The sequence below is a fragment of the Chryseobacterium sp. Marseille-Q8038 genome (genome assembly GCF_965111995.1).
Window position 1 is genome coordinate 1528363 of sequence record NZ_CBCOPN010000002.1, and the last position, 14756, is coordinate 1543118.

General features: G+C 36.3%; 10 protein-coding genes. 6 read left to right on the plus strand and 4 right to left on the minus strand.

All coding sequences use genetic code 11. The features are described from left to right. Positions 1-63: 63 nt before the first annotated feature. Positions 64-1110, minus strand: coding sequence for a PA0069 family radical SAM protein (locus tag ACWPWS_RS20890; RefSeq protein ID WP_454047778.1), 1047 nt, complete (start codon positions 1108-1110; stop codon positions 64-66). Positions 1111-1232: 122 nt separating this feature from the next. Beyond that, complete coding sequence (locus ACWPWS_RS20895; protein ID WP_034693837.1) at positions 1233-1427, minus strand: hypothetical protein; 195 nt, start codon at positions 1425-1427, stop codon at positions 1233-1235. A 175-nt stretch (positions 1428-1602) separates the two neighbouring features. Here ACWPWS_RS20895 and ACWPWS_RS20900 point away from each other — a divergent pair, with 175 nt between their 5' ends. Next, positions 1603-1953, plus strand: coding sequence for a hypothetical protein (locus ACWPWS_RS20900; protein ID WP_454047779.1), 351 nt, complete (start codon positions 1603-1605; stop codon positions 1951-1953). Positions 1954-2056: 103 nt separating this feature from the next. Here the strand turns inward: ACWPWS_RS20900 and ACWPWS_RS20905 are convergent, their stop codons facing one another. Further along, positions 2057-4705, minus strand: a complete 2649-nt coding sequence (locus ACWPWS_RS20905) for a hypothetical protein (RefSeq protein ID WP_454047780.1) — start codon at positions 4703-4705, stop codon at positions 2057-2059. Positions 4706-4738: 33 nt separating this feature from the next. Continuing rightward, on the minus strand, positions 4739-5536 hold the full coding sequence (locus ACWPWS_RS20910) for a DUF2797 domain-containing protein (protein ID WP_209786620.1): 798 nt from the start codon (positions 5534-5536) through the stop codon (positions 4739-4741). 89 nt (positions 5537-5625) lie between these two features. On the opposite strand from ACWPWS_RS20910, the gene ACWPWS_RS20915 reads away from it, so the two are divergent. The 5 genes from ACWPWS_RS20915 (at position 5626) to ACWPWS_RS20935 (ending at position 14742) form a co-directional block, all read left to right on the plus strand. After that, positions 5626-6654, plus strand: a complete 1029-nt coding sequence (locus tag ACWPWS_RS20915) for a GDP-mannose 4,6-dehydratase (RefSeq protein WP_454047781.1) — start codon at positions 5626-5628, stop codon at positions 6652-6654. 136 nt (positions 6655-6790) lie between these two features. Beyond that, positions 6791-7012, plus strand: coding sequence for a DUF2795 domain-containing protein (locus ACWPWS_RS20920; RefSeq protein WP_002662059.1), 222 nt, complete (start codon positions 6791-6793; stop codon positions 7010-7012). A gap of 123 nt (positions 7013-7135) precedes the next feature. After that, the gene (secA, locus tag ACWPWS_RS20925; protein WP_209786618.1) at positions 7136-10210 is read left to right on the plus strand and encodes a preprotein translocase subunit SecA; all 3075 of its coding nucleotides are present in this window, start codon (positions 7136-7138) and stop codon (positions 10208-10210) included. Positions 10211-10361: 151 nt separating this feature from the next. Continuing rightward, positions 10362-12551 (plus strand): TonB-dependent siderophore receptor, encoded by a 2190-nt coding sequence (locus tag ACWPWS_RS20930; protein WP_454047782.1) that lies wholly within the window; start codon positions 10362-10364, stop codon positions 12549-12551. A gap of 31 nt (positions 12552-12582) precedes the next feature. Further along, a complete protein-coding gene (locus ACWPWS_RS20935; RefSeq protein ID WP_454047783.1) occupies positions 12583-14742 on the plus strand; it encodes a TonB-dependent siderophore receptor in 2160 nt (719 codons plus the stop codon). Positions 14743-14756: the final 14 nt, after the last annotated feature.

Sequence of the window (14756 nt, forward strand, 5' to 3'; positions counted from 1 at the left end):
TAATACCGGAAAGAAACTCTATTTATCCTATAAATAACAGGAGGATGTTTTCAAAAGTGATGATCAATCAAACAATCTTAGTTGCTGATCCCTGGCTCCGGTAAAGTTAGTGGTGGACAGTTTGGGAAATTCTTTCCCGTCAAAAAACTTCTTTCTGCCAATCTTAAAGGTAGTATGAATCATTTCAGCGATATTCCCCTCACCTCTTTGTCTTTCAAAATATCTTTTATCTCCCAGTTTCCCACCTCGCATGGAGCGGATGAGATTGAGGACTTTTTGTGCTCTGTCTGGAAAATGGGCTTCAATCCAGTTCACAAAAACCGGTTCTACGGTATCATTTAATCTAACCAGCGTATATCCGAACCCGGAAGCTCCGGCATCAGAAATTGCTTTTAATATATTCAGAGGCTCATCACTATTGAGTCCGGGAATGATAGGCGCCACCATTACATGTACAGGAATGTTGTTTTCGGAAAGAATTTCGACGGCTTTTAATTTATTTTTCGCAGAACTTGTTCTTGGCTCCATTTTACGTCTCAATTCTTCGTTGATTGTGGGAATGCTTAGGGAAACTGAAACCAGATTCTGTTCTGCCATGGGTTTTAAAATATCAAGATCTCTCAGCACCAGTGCATTTTTTGTCAGAATATTGACAGGGTGTCTGTAATCGAGACAAACCTGCAGTAATTTTCTGGTAATTTCAAACTGTCTTTCGGCTGGCTGGTAACAGTCGGTATTTCCGGACAGCAAAATCGGGGCGGCTTTATACCCTCTTTTCTGAAAAAACTTTTCCAGAAATTCGGGCGCATTTTTTTTCACCATGATTTTTCTTTCAAAGTCAATTCCGGCGCTGTATCCCCAATATTCATGGGTAGGTCTTGCAAAGCAGTAAGAGCAGCCATGTTCACATCCCTGATAAGGATTCATAGAATATTCCATCGGAAGATCTTCGCTTTTCACCTGATTTACAATGGTTTTGGGAAACACTTCCGTGAAAGAGGTTTTTACTGTTTCGAAATCTTCATCTTCAGGCTCATAGGTATACCTGTCGAAACGATTGACCACATTCCGCTGAGCACCCTGACCTTTTATGAAATTTTCGTTTTGCATTATGGTGTAAAATTAGAATGGAATTTTTATAAAATAATGAGTTTTAACATTAAAGTTTTCCACAAAAAAATCCAACACTTTCAAAAGCGTTGGATTTAAACATAATTAAATATATTTTTTTACTACTTCACTGCGTAAAATTCCACTCCGTGAGTTTCATCGTCGTGGTTCTTTTCATCAAAGTGTCTGTGATAATCTGAATAGGAATCACTATATTTTTTATCTTTTTTTGTCAATATTTTTTTTATGCTGATTAAACTTAATACTGCCAAAAGACCAACTCCCCCTGCCAGTAAAACTCCAACTTCTTTTTTCATATTTTCTCTGATTTATTATTGATACCATTGCAAAAAGTATACCTATTTTATTTTTTTAAATTATAAATTTTGTTAACATTAAACTTTATTTTTAAGGAAATTACAATCTGCTATTTTTCTTATATTTAGGGATTGCAATGGTTTAATTATTGTACTTAACAACAAAAATAGTATTATGGGAAATTCAGAGAACTTTGATAGAATGACAACTTTAAGTGAAGTTATGAAAACGCTTTCTGAGAGAGGAATTCATAGAGAATTCAGAATGAATGAAAAGTGCGAAATGAAGTTTGAAAATTCTGAGAAAGTTTATCAGCCTGCTGAGTTGGTGATTTTAAAAACATATCGTTTTGAAGGCGACAGCAATCCTGATGATAATGCGGTACTGTATGTGGTAAAAGATAATGCCGGAAACCGTGGAATGATTATAGATTCGTATGGTGCAGACAGCAATTATCCGGGTGAAGAGTTCGACAAGTTTTTAAGGGATATCCCTGTTCAGGAAAGTGACGAATTCAATTTTTAACCACTCTATCATATTAATTTTTTAAACCATTAAGGTTGTTTTTAATTAAAAGATTGTGAAGTTTCACTAGCAGTCAACAATTCTATCTTAATGGTTTAAAGAATTACCCTTCGGTTTTCTCTTTTTTTCTAAACATATTGTTCAGAAAACCTTTCTTTTCCTTTTTTTCTTCAGGTTGGGGTGTTTCTTTTTTATTTTTAATTTCCTGCTTTATTTCTTTTACGGATTGTTTCATTTCTTTTACAGATGAAACGGCATTTTTCACGGTCTTTTCTGTTTTTTCTACACTTTTACCAATCAGTGTTTTCTTGAGCCCTTGTTCAATTCCTCTCCAGAAGAGATTAAAGAAAGATTTTGTAGGATCACGTTCTACATTTTCTACAGTAACCGCTTCCGGAAAACTTCCTGAATTTGATTTCAGAAAAACATTGGCAACAGCAGTCAGAAAACCTTTTTTCTCATGATTGTTCTTATTCAGGACTGCAATTTTCAAATCTTTATGTTTCATATTAAAAGTTCCGTGTAATCCGGCAGGGTTTCCTTTAAAATTAAAGAGCATCTCCTGAATGGTTCCCGCAGTTGCTGTCACATGAAGATAAGGTCTGATAAATGGATTGATTCCGCTGGCAGGAAGATTGGTCGTTTTTCCTGAGATAGCAAAGGCATCTTTCTGATCTGCCACATCAAAACTCCAGTTTACGGAAAGTGGTGAGAGGTTCATGAAAGAACAATTGATTTTTATATCCACTTTTGTGGGTTTTCCTTTCATTTTAGCTGAATTCAGGTTTTTGACATTCATATTAAAGTTACTGAATGTCAGTTTTCCCGGCCCCATACTTTCCGGAGTATCTTCTTCATATACCAATACTGAGTTTTTCAGGTCAAGAGTATTAATCGTCATAGGGATTTTAATGGAACGCAGCATTTTTGAATACAATGCTTTTACTTTCGGATCATCTTTCGGGATTTTACTCCTGAAAATATTGGCATTAGCAGACTCAATCCCTACATGGGAAGCGCTTACCATTTTATTGTGAGAAAAAAGATCCCACTCTCCTTCTGCGGTAATTTGTCCGGCTTTTAAATCATACAGATCTCTCTCAACGGGTATCATTTTGATAAACTGTGCTCTTGAAACGAGAGGTTTCATGGCAAAATTGGTAATCTGTATTTTATTCTTATTCAGTTTAAGAAGTCCAAGGCTCATGTTGTAAAACTGTGTTTTATAAGCCAGGTTTCTGGTGGTAATGTAATAGTCTTTCACTTTGACGGACAGCCCGGTTTGATTAGGCTTAGGTAATAGTTCAATATTATTTACCGTTGCATTAAGATCATGGAAAGTCAAAGGCTGTTTTCCTTTATCATAAGTAATGTTTGAGTTTTTTAAGGATGTTTTTCTTATGATAACAGAATTAATAATACCGGGTCCAGCAGATTTATTATTTGTTTTTTCACCTGCTCTAAAAGTGCCATTTACATTTTCTACGAGAAGATCTTTAAGATCCACGTTCAGTTTTTTATCAATAAATTCCAGTTTATTGATATTAAAAGCAATATGATTTGTTTTTAAATCTTCCGCGGCTTTTCCTGTTTCAGGATGACCTGACCTCAATACAACATCCCAGATCTCACCATTGGCAGGTTTCAACGCAAAGCTTCTTACTGTGATATTCTCAGCATTGGAGTATTCAATATTTCTCCCTGCAATAGTAAAATCTTTGTATCCTATAGGAATGACCTGTTCAGAAGTTTCTTTATTAAACATCAGCTGATTGATATTTACTGTAAGACTCCCTACAGACAGAAGATTGTTTCCATCAGGTTTAGTAATCTTTACTATGGCATTATTCAGCTTAATATTTTTTAAATCTACCTCAAAATTTGATTTTTTTTCAGCTTTTTTACTTTTTACTCCTGTATTATAAACTTTCAGAACAGGATTCTGGAAGCCTGCATTCGTAAGTGAAATTTTATTTTTGTTTAAAATGACATCTGTAAAATTCATTTTAGGAACTGCAAAGTCAAATAATTGGGCTTTTTTAGGATAAAACTTTTTAAACTGTGCAAAAGAAAGCAGCGGAGTCAGCCTGAAATTCTCAACAGACATATGCCCATTACTTGTATTTATAGTACTGATGGTAACAGCATATGTTTCATCTGGACGGAGAAAGAATTTTTCTCCTTTAATACTGTATTTATCAAAAACGATGGGTAGTTTATTTTCTACAGATTCTTCCGTCATCTGTAAATTTTCTACAAACAGATCCAATTGCTGTACTGATAGAAATTTTCGTTTGGTATGTCGGAAAACAGCAATTTTACCTTCGTTGATTCTGATATTTTCAAATAAAACCGGATTTCTTTTCTTTCCGGTTTTGCGATCAATAGGTTTTGCAAGAATGATATTTAAAACAGGTTTTGCCAGCAACAAATCGGACGAGCTGATTCTTTTATTAAAAACAGCATCATAAATTCCAAAACGGCTTATCTTCAAAGTGTCAACTGTTCCCTGCAAGCCGATAACGTCTGTGTTTTGAGGATCTTTACTGTTAACTGAAATTCCCGTCGCTAAAATATTTCCTGTTCCCAGATCAACATCCAGGGTTTTATAGGAAACTTTATAGTCTGTATTCTTTTTAATGTATTCCGGAAGCTGGGTTTTAAGCCATACATTCAGCCCGAAATTCGCAGCAAGAAGAATTCCTGCCAGGATTCCGAAACTTATTAATAGTCTTTTAACCCATTTTTTCATATTTTGTGATTTGATTTTTTCCTGTTATACAGATCAGTTCTTTATTTCCAGTTCAATAACATAGCCTTCATGCCCTCTTACATTGATAAAGTTTCCTCCTTCAAATCCGAGGTATTGTCCTTTAATTCCTGTTAATCTTCCTGTAAACTCAGGTTTTTTATCTAAAGTAAACGAAGAAACTTTTTCCGGCTTTTCAAAAGGGTAATCAAAACTCCACAATTCTTCTCCTTCACTATAAAATCTCTGGAAGTCATCAGGAAAATATTCTTTTATTTTCTGACGGAAATCCGCAAGATCTACTTCTCCTTCAAAATCATCCTGCAGCATTTTTCTCCAGTTGGTTTTATCTGCAAGATGCTCTTTCAGGGCCACTTCTATCATTCCTGCCTCATAGCGGTTTTCGGTTCTTGCTATGGGTAATGCAAAAGTTGCTCCCTGATCAATCCATCTTGTAGGAATCTGAGTATTTCTCGTTACGCCTACCTTTACGTCTCCGGTATAAGCCAGATACACGGTGTGCGGCTGAAGCTGAATTTGTTTTTCAACCTCAAGATCACGTTCTGCAACTCCTAAATGTGCGGTAGAAAGCTCCGGTCGGATAATGGTATCACTGGCATAAGGACTTTCAAAAAAACAACTTTTGCAGAATCCCATTCTGTAAATCGGTTTATTTTCCCCACAATTTACACATTGGAATCCTGTATGTTTTATACTTAACTCCTTACCAAACAGCTCATTCATATGGATCAGATCTCCTGAAAGATTGAGGTAGTATTGGATTGGCTTAGCATCATAGCTTGTCATTTTTAAAATTTGCCCTTGAAACTGCATATTATATTTATATTACTTTTTTAAGTAAATTTAATGATTATATTTTTCAAAAAGTAAAATTTATATTTTTGTGCTAATAAAAAATACAAATGGTTTATCTTGTAACAGGCGGTAGTGGGTTCATCGGTTCCCATTTAGTTGAACGATTATTAGGAAATGGACATTCTGTCATAAACATTGACAATTTTGATGATTTCTATGACTATCAGGTAAAAATTAAAAATACTTTAGAGTCAATTGGTAAAAATTCGGATTTTGAATTCTCAGATAAAGAGACCGATATCCAGCGTTTAGTTTCCCTCACCCATTCTGAGCAATATTCCCTCTATTGGCAGGATATCAGGGATAAAAAAGGCCTTGAAAACATCTTTAAAAATCATCATATTGATATGGTCGTTCACCTGGCAGCTCTTGCCGGTGTACGGCCCTCTATTGAACGACCTCTTGAATACGAAGAAGTGAACGTACGAGGTACTATGAATCTTTGGGAACTGTGTAAGGATTTCAATATTAAAAAATTCATTTGTGCCTCCTCTTCAAGCGTGTATGGAAATAATGAAAAAATTCCTTTTTCAGAAACAGATAATGTAGACAATCCGATTTCACCCTATGCAGCGACAAAGAAAAGTGGGGAGATTATAGGTCATGTTTACCATAATCTATACCATATAGATATGATCCAGCTTAGGTTCTTTACAGTATATGGACCGAGACAAAGGCCAGATCTTGCCATACACAAGTTTGTAAAACTTATTTCAGAAGATCAGGAAATCCCTTTTTACGGTGATGGAAATACTGCCAGAGATTACACCTATATTGATGACATCATTGATGGGATTACCAAATCAATCCTCTATCTGGAAAACCATTCCGGAGTTTATGAAATTCTGAATCTGGGAGAAAACCAGGTAATCACTTTATCTGAGATGGTGGAAACTATAGAAATAGCACTTGGAAAAACTGCCATCAAAAAAATTCTGCCAATGCAGCCGGGAGATGTCACAAAAACGAATGCCGATATTACCAAAGCGAAGGATTTAATAGGCTATAAACCGGCCACAAACTTCCAAAATGGCATAAAAAAATTTGTGGAATGGTTTTTGAGAAAACGACAATAAGTAAATTGCTGACACAGCTGCCAGTTAGTTTGTGACAGCCATTTATAAGAAAAAATTATAAAAAGAATTGAAAATCAAGTATAAAAAAGTTTATTATACAACCTATTTTTATACTTTTGCAAAAAATTAGAAAATTATGTACTGGACATTAGAATTAGCTTCATATTTAAGTGACGCACCTTGGCCAATGACAAAAGCAGAGCTTATTGACTACGCAATCAGAACTGGTGCACCTATGGAAGTAGTAGAAAACCTTCAGGCAATCGAAGACGAAGGAGAAATTTATGAATCTATCGAAGAAGTATGGAGTGACTATCCTACTGACGAGGATTTCCTTTGGAACGAGGACGAATATTAATAAAGCGATGAGCTTTAGGCTGCGTGCTTAGAGCTTTTTTGCCCTTTTTATATATTAATTTACACGATAAGTGTTATTTAAAACGCTTAAAGCATTTTGCATTAAGCATAAAGCAAAAAATTTATGAGTTTTTTAAACAAAGTTCTTAAAGGGTTTTTGGGAGACAAAAAAGCGCAGGACCTAAAAGAAGTAAAAAAAGTTGTAACAAAAATCAGAGCTGTAGAACCTAACATTCAACAATTGTCAGATGATGGGTTGAGACAAAAAACGGCTGAGTTTAAAGAGAATATAAAATCTGCAACCAGCAAGATTACAGCTCAAATAGAACAGATAAAAGAGCAGATAAAAAATTCAACAAACGTTGACGAAAAAGAAGCTCTTTTCTCAAAAATTGAGTCTTTAAAGAAAGAATCATACGAAATTGAAGAAAAAGTTCTGATTCAGGTTCTTCCCGAAGCTTTTGCATTGATCAAAGAAACGGCAAGAAGATGGGCTCAGAATGGAGAAATCCGTGTAACGGCTAGTGACTGGGATAGAGAACTGGCTGATGCAGGAAAAGATTTCGTGAGCATTCAGGGAGACACAGCTGTTTGGAAAAACTCATGGGACGCTGCCGGAACTCCTGTAGTTTGGGATATGGTCCACTATGATGTTCAGTTTATCGGAGGAGTTATTCTTCATAGCGGTAAAATTGCCGAGATGGCAACCGGTGAAGGTAAAACTTTGGTAGGAACATTACCTATTTATTTAAATTCACTTCCTGAAAGAGGGGTACACGTTGTAACCGTGAACGACTACCTTGCAAAAAGAGACTCCGCATGGATGGGTCCTCTTTATCAGTTCCATGGTATGTCTATCGACTGTATCGATAACCACCAACCGAACTCTGACGGAAGAAGAAAAGCATATAACTCAGATATTACCTACGGAACGAATAACGAATTCGGTTTCGATTACCTGAGAGATAACATGGTGACATCACCTTCAGAACTGGTACAAAGAGAATTGAACTTTGCAATCGTGGATGAAGTTGACTCTGTATTGGTAGATGATGCAAGAACACCATTAATCATTTCTGGTCCGGTTCCTCAGGGAGACAGACAAGAATTTGATGTTCTTAAGCCTTCTATCGACAGAATCGTTGAAGTACAAAAGAAAACGGTTTCTGCTATTTTCAATGAAGCGAAAAAATTAATCGCTGCTGGAAATACAAAAGAAGGAGGATTCAAATTACTTCAGGCATACAGAGGTCTTCCAAAAAACAGACAATTAATCAAATTCTTATCGGAAAGCGGAAACAGAGCATTGCTTCAGAAAGTTGAAGCGCAATATATGCAGGACAACAACCGTGATATGCCGATCGTAGATAAAGATCTTTACTTCGTCATCGAGGAGAAAAACAATCAGGTAGACCTTACAGACAAAGGTGTTGAATACATGTCTCAAGGAAACTCTGATGCCAACTTCTTCGTACTTCCGGATATCGGAACTGAGATTGCTGAAGTAGAAGCTAAAAACTTATCTAAAGAAGAAGAGTTTGAAGCTAAAGAAAAACTTTTCTCTGATTTTGCTGAAAAATCTGAGCGAGTTCACACGATGAGCCAGCTATTGAAAGCTTACACATTATTTGAAAAAGATGATGAATATGTAGTGATTGATGGTGAAGTGAAAATCGTTGACGAGCAGACAGGTCGTATCATGGAAGGAAGACGTTATTCAGACGGTCTTCACCAGGCGATTGAAGCGAAAGAGAATGTAAAAATTGAGGCAGCGACTCAAACTTTTGCAACGGTTACACTTCAGAACTATTTCCGTATGTACAACAAACTTGCGGGGATGACCGGTACTGCTGAAACTGAAGCTGGAGAACTTTGGGAGATCTATAAATTAGACGTTGTGGTAATTCCTACCAACCGTCCTATTTTGAGACATGACAAACAAGATTTAGTTTTCAAAACTAACAGAGAAAAATATAACGCCGTAATTGAAGAAATTGAAAAACTAACAGCAGCAAGAAGACCTGTCTTGGTAGGTACAACTTCTGTTGAGATTTCTCAATTATTATCAAAGGCACTTCAATTAAGAAAAATTCCACACCAGGTATTGAATGCGAAGCTTCACAAGAAAGAAGCAGAAATTGTAGCAGGTGCAGGACAGCCGGGAGTTGTAACAATCGCAACCAACATGGCAGGTCGTGGTACGGATATTAAGCTTTCTAAAGAAGTAAAAGAAGCCGGAGGTTTAGCCATTATCGGTACTGAAAGACACGATTCAAGACGTGTTGACAGACAGTTAAGAGGTAGAGCAGGACGTCAGGGAGATCCGGGAAGTTCACAGTTCTATGTATCTCTTGAAGATAACTTAATGCGTTTGTTCGGTTCTGAGAGAATCGCTAAAATGATGGACAGAATGGGTCATAAAGAAGGTGAAGTTATTCAGCACTCTATGATCAGCAAGTCCATTGAAAGAGCTCAGAAGAAAGTAGAAGAAAATAACTTCGGAACAAGAAAGAGACTTCTTGAGTATGATGACGTAATGAATAAACAACGTGACGTAATCTATAAGAGAAGAAAGAACGCTCTATTCGGAGACCACTTGAAATATGACATTACGAATATGATTTTCGATGTTGCTAATTCTATCGTTGCGAAAGGAAAAGCTTCTGGAAGTTATAAGGATTTTGAATATGAAATTATTAAAACATTCACCATGGAATCTCCGGTTTCCCAAAATGATTTTAATAATAAAACCATTCCGGATCTGACCAATATCTTATTCAAGGCCGCTCAGGAAGATTACGCAATGAAGCTGAACTTATTGAAAGAAAAATCATTCCCAATCATTGAGAATGTATACCAAAATCAAGGTTCAATGTTCAAAATGATCCAGGTTCCTTTCACAGACGGACACAAAACAATGACTATTGTTGCTGACCTTAAAGAAGCTTACGATACGCATTGTGAAAGTTTAGTGAACGATTTTGAAAAGAACATCACATTATCAATTATTGATGAAAACTGGAAGCTTCACCTTCGTGAGATGGACGACTTGAGAAGATCTTCTCAAGGAGCTGTTTACGAGCAAAAAGATCCATTGGTAATCTATAAGCAGGAATCTTTCCACTTATTCAGTGAAATGATTGACAAACTAAACAAAGAAATTATTTCTTTCTTATACAAAGGAGAAATTCCAGCGTAAGAAAAATTTAATAAAATCATACAAAAACCGCTCTGGCATTGGCTAGAGCGGTTTTTTATTATTCACTATATAATAATTTTATGATAAATATCAACTTCATTATTTATTTAGAACAGTTAAAAATAATATATTTGCAGAAAATTTGACTTTCATGAAAAATGTACTGATCTGTGCTTCCGCACTGGGAACAATGCTGGTTTCTGCCCAAAAAAAAGATTCATTAACCACTAAAAGCATTGACGAAGTAGTTATCAATACATATGTTAAGAAAGACAGTGATTATTCTAACAAAATGCCTCTTAAAGCCATAGAGGATCCACAGGTATACTCATCCATTGACAAAGGAATTTTAGAAAACCAATTAATTTTTACAGTAGACGATGCCTTCAGAAATGTGGCTGGTGCACAAAAAATGTGGAGTGCCACCAACAGAGCAGGAGATGGAGGAATTTATCTAAACTTAAGAGGTTTTGTTGCCGGAAACTCTATCAGAAATGGAATGGTAGCTCCTATTACAACTTCAATGGATGCAATTAATATTGAAAGAATTGAAGTTTTAAAAGGGCCTTCAGCAACATTATTCGGAAGCAATGTAACATCTTACGGAGGAGTTGTCAACAGAATTACCAAAAGACCTTATGAAACATTTGGTGGAGCCGTTTCTTTAGCAGGAGGAAGTTATAATTACTATAGAGTGCAGGCTGACGTAAATGCCCCGCTTACTGCTGATAAAAAATTACTATTCAGATTAAACACAGCTTACACCAACCAGGGAACTTTCCAAAGAACGAATGCTAAAAATTCTTTTTATGCCTTCACTCCCTCTATTACGTATCGTCCAACAGACAAACTAGAGATTAATGCAGAATTGGAAATGCTTGAGACCAATGCGTATCCTGAAACATCGTTTTTCTTTTATTTCCCCGGATCACAGCTTGGAGCCGACAGCATGGACCAAATGGAAAAACTGGGATACGACTACAAACAAACCTATACAGGGAATGATCTTAAAACAACAGCTAAAGCCAGAAACTTTTTTGGGCAGGTAAATTATAAAATCAATGATTTTATCAAGTCATCGACCAACGTGAGTACTTCCTACTCATATTCCGATGGCTTCAATCCATATTTTTATTTTGCACCCAATCCAGCGAACAGCTCAGAAATTGGAGTAGCAAGAGCAGACCAGTCAACCAAAGACAGCAAAAGAACGTATTTCCAACTTCAGCAAAACTTTAATGCAGATTTTAAAATCGGAAGTGTAAGGAACAGAACTGTAGCTGGTTTTGATTATATGAGAATGAATGATAACCAGTTCTTTATGTTTACTGAGTTTGATTGGGTACCATTCAACGCTGCAGATTATTCAAACATGAATGGCCAGACACTGGCAGCAAAGTATCAAGCTCTACAAAGCAACCCCAACTTTGATCGTGATAACACCTATATCAGTACAGGTAAAAAAGATGTTTACAGTGGTTATATCTCCAACGTAATTACACCTGTTGCAGGACTTAATATCCTTACCTCTTTACGATATGAAAGCGTAGATTTTAAAGGAGGTCAAACGGGACAAATTGCAACAGCAGCATATACCCAGGGAGCATGGTCTCCAAAATTGGGAATTGTTTACCAGGTTATTCAGGACAAAGTATCTGTTTTCGGGAATTATCAAAACAGCTTTACAAGCAATGGATACTATATTTCAGATGCAGATTCCAATGTAACCTTGTCAGATCCTGAAAGAGCAAACCAATTTGAAGGTGGGTTTAAAGCCAGCCTTATCAAAGGAAGAATCAGCACAACTTTGAGTTATTACAATATCAAAGTAAAAAATACACTTCTTAATGTGGGATATACATCATTAGGAAGAGCCATTCAAAGACAGGCAGGTTCATTAACAAGCCAGGGTGTTGAATTAGAAGCAAATGCATATCTGATCAAAGGTTTCTCCGTAATCGCCGGAGTAAGCTACAACGATATGAAATATACGGAAGCTGATGAAACCGTAATGGGAAGAAGACCTTCCACTGCATCATCTCCGTGGTTAGTTAACTTCAATGCTAGCTACCAGTTCCTTGACGGAAACTTGAAAGGTCTTGGATTCGGGGTTGGAGGAAACTATGCCAGCGATAACAAGATTGTTAACTCAACAACGATGGGAACCTTCATCCTTCCAAAATACTTAGTCATGAATGCCAACGTATTTTATGATGCCAGAAAATTCAGAGTCGGTGTAAAAGTAGACAATTTCACGAACGAAAAATACTGGAACGGATATACCACGGCTAATGCACAGCCACTTGCTAATGTATTAGGAAGCTTTACTTATAAATTTTAAACTGTTAGAATAAATTATTCCCTTATAAACAATGAAAAGAATAACAATAGGAGCTGCATTATTAACTTCCATGTTAAGTTTTGCACAGGAAAAAAAAGACACCATCAAATCCAACGATATTGAAGAAGTAGTTGTTAACGGAAGATATTATCAGAAATACAAACTGAATGAAGTTTCAGGTTCATTGAGAATTCAGACTCCGATTCTTGAACTTCCTCAAAATGTACAATCTGTAAGTTCTCAGGTTCTTGCTGATCAGATTACATTGAACATGTCGGAAGGAATTGTCCGTAACGTAAGTGGAGCAAGGAAGGTAGAACACTGGGATAATGTATACTCCAATGTTTTCATGAGAGGAGCCAGTATTGCTACTTTTATGAATGGGATGAATGTATCTTCAACCTGGGGGCCAATCAATCCTGATGCCTCTATTATTGACAGAATAGAGTTTGTAAAAGGGCCAGCCGGATTTATGGGTTCTATGGGAGATCCTGCCGGGTTTTATAATGTGGTAACTAAAAAGCCTACCGGAAAGTTTGCCAACAGTGTACGTTTCACTACGGGAAGTTATAACCTTTTCAGAGGAGAAGCTGATCTGGATGGAGTACTTGTAAAAGACGGTGTTTTAGACTACCGTATTAATTTAATGGGTAGTTCTAATAATTCATGGGTTGAAAATGATAAAACAAGCAAAATTATTGTTGCTCCTTCCATTACTTTCAGACCTACAAAGACCACTACATTTACCGCTCAATATAACTATCAGTATTTAAAATTCAATCAGCCGGGAGCTTATCTGATGTCTAATGACGGATATGCTTCATTGAATGTCCATACCAACTTTAATGATCCTAATTTCAAAAAAACAGAGGTAAAAGATCAGAGTTTATTCTTAAGTCTAGACCAGAAATTATTCAAAGACTGGGTTTGGAGCACGCAGTATGCTTACATGGATCTGAACTATGACGGAGGTTCATGGTGGGGAACTTTTGACCCGAACAATAAAAATGTTTTAAACAGAACACTAAGTAACTGGCAGGCCAAAGGAAAAAATCATATTTTCCAGACCTATGTTAGAGGAACATTAAATACCGGAAACATTGTTCATAAAATAATTGCAGGATTTGATTACGGAGACAGAAAATACAATGCAGATTTCTCATCTTTTGCAGGAGGGCCATTCCCAATTGATATTTACAATGTAAACTATGGGGTAGATCCTTCAAAACTTCCTTCTTCTGACTTTTATACTTTAAATCCATCTGCATCTTTTTATGATGATGAAGGAGTAAAATATACTTCGTATTATGCTCAGGATCAGATTGAAATGTTTAACAACAAGTTAAGATTAACATTAGCAGGAAGATACACAAGTGGTACCACTTATGCCGGATATCCAGCTTTTTCGCCGGGAAATGTTGTTCCAAGAAATAAAGCAGGAGAATTCACACCGAGAGTAGGAATTAGTTATTCAATCATGGACGATTTCTCTGTTTATGGGATTTATGACAAAACTTTCGCACCACAATCTGGAACTGGAATTAATAATACACAGATTACGGATCCTTTCAGAGGACAGAATATCGAATTCGGTTTAAAGAAAGACTGGTTTGGAGGAAAATGGAACTCTACTTTCTCAGTATACGAAATCAGAAGACAAAATATTCTTGTAGCAGGACTTAAAGAACAAAATGGAGGGGTTCCATTTCAGATTGCTTCAGGTGAGCAAAGAGCAAGAGGTTTTGAAACCGATATCAAAGGAGAAATCATCAAAGGGTTGAACATTATTATCAACTATGCTTATACAGATGCAAAAACCATCAAAGACACAGATCCTACAAGAATTGGAATTCAGTCTCCGGGAAATGCAAAAAATGTACAAAATACCTGGGTAAACTACAGATTTGAAAATGGTCTTATGAAAGGGTTCGGAATTTCAGCAGGCTACCAGTATCAGGGAGGAAGACAATCCTGGTTTGGAGTAAATGCCACGAAAGATCAAAGCCTTCCGGATTATTTTGATACCAACTTCGGGGTTTCCTATGTTGCTAAAAAATTCGATGTCAATCTAATGTTGAATAATGTCCTTAACAAAAAGCTTTACAGCGGTTACAGAGGAGATGCCGGCGAATATGCCTGGATCTACAATGCTCCACGTAACTGGAGATTATCAATAGGATATAAATTTTAAAAAAATCAAAGGTT

Coding starts and splice junctions, on each gene's coding strand:
- ACWPWS_RS20915 (WP_454047781.1), top strand. CDS start 5,626: ATGGTTTATCTTGTAACAGGCGGTAGTGGGTTCATCGGTTCCCATTTA.
- ACWPWS_RS20905 (WP_454047780.1), bottom strand. CDS start 4,705: ATGAAAAAATGGGTTAAAAGACTATTAATAAGTTTCGGAATCCTGGCA.
- ACWPWS_RS20895 (WP_034693837.1), bottom strand. CDS start 1,427: ATGAAAAAAGAAGTTGGAGTTTTACTGGCAGGGGGAGTTGGTCTTTTG.
- ACWPWS_RS20920 (WP_002662059.1), top strand. CDS start 6,791: ATGTACTGGACATTAGAATTAGCTTCATATTTAAGTGACGCACCTTGG.
- ACWPWS_RS20900 (WP_454047779.1), top strand. CDS start 1,603: ATGGGAAATTCAGAGAACTTTGATAGAATGACAACTTTAAGTGAAGTT.
- secA (WP_209786618.1), top strand. CDS start 7,136: ATGAGTTTTTTAAACAAAGTTCTTAAAGGGTTTTTGGGAGACAAAAAA.
- ACWPWS_RS20910 (WP_209786620.1), bottom strand. CDS start 5,536: ATGCAGTTTCAAGGGCAAATTTTAAAAATGACAAGCTATGATGCTAAG.
- ACWPWS_RS20890 (WP_454047778.1), bottom strand. CDS start 1,110: ATGCAAAACGAAAATTTCATAAAAGGTCAGGGTGCTCAGCGGAATGTG.
- ACWPWS_RS20930 (WP_454047782.1), top strand. CDS start 10,362: ATGAAAAATGTACTGATCTGTGCTTCCGCACTGGGAACAATGCTGGTT.
- ACWPWS_RS20935 (WP_454047783.1), top strand. CDS start 12,583: ATGAAAAGAATAACAATAGGAGCTGCATTATTAACTTCCATGTTAAGT.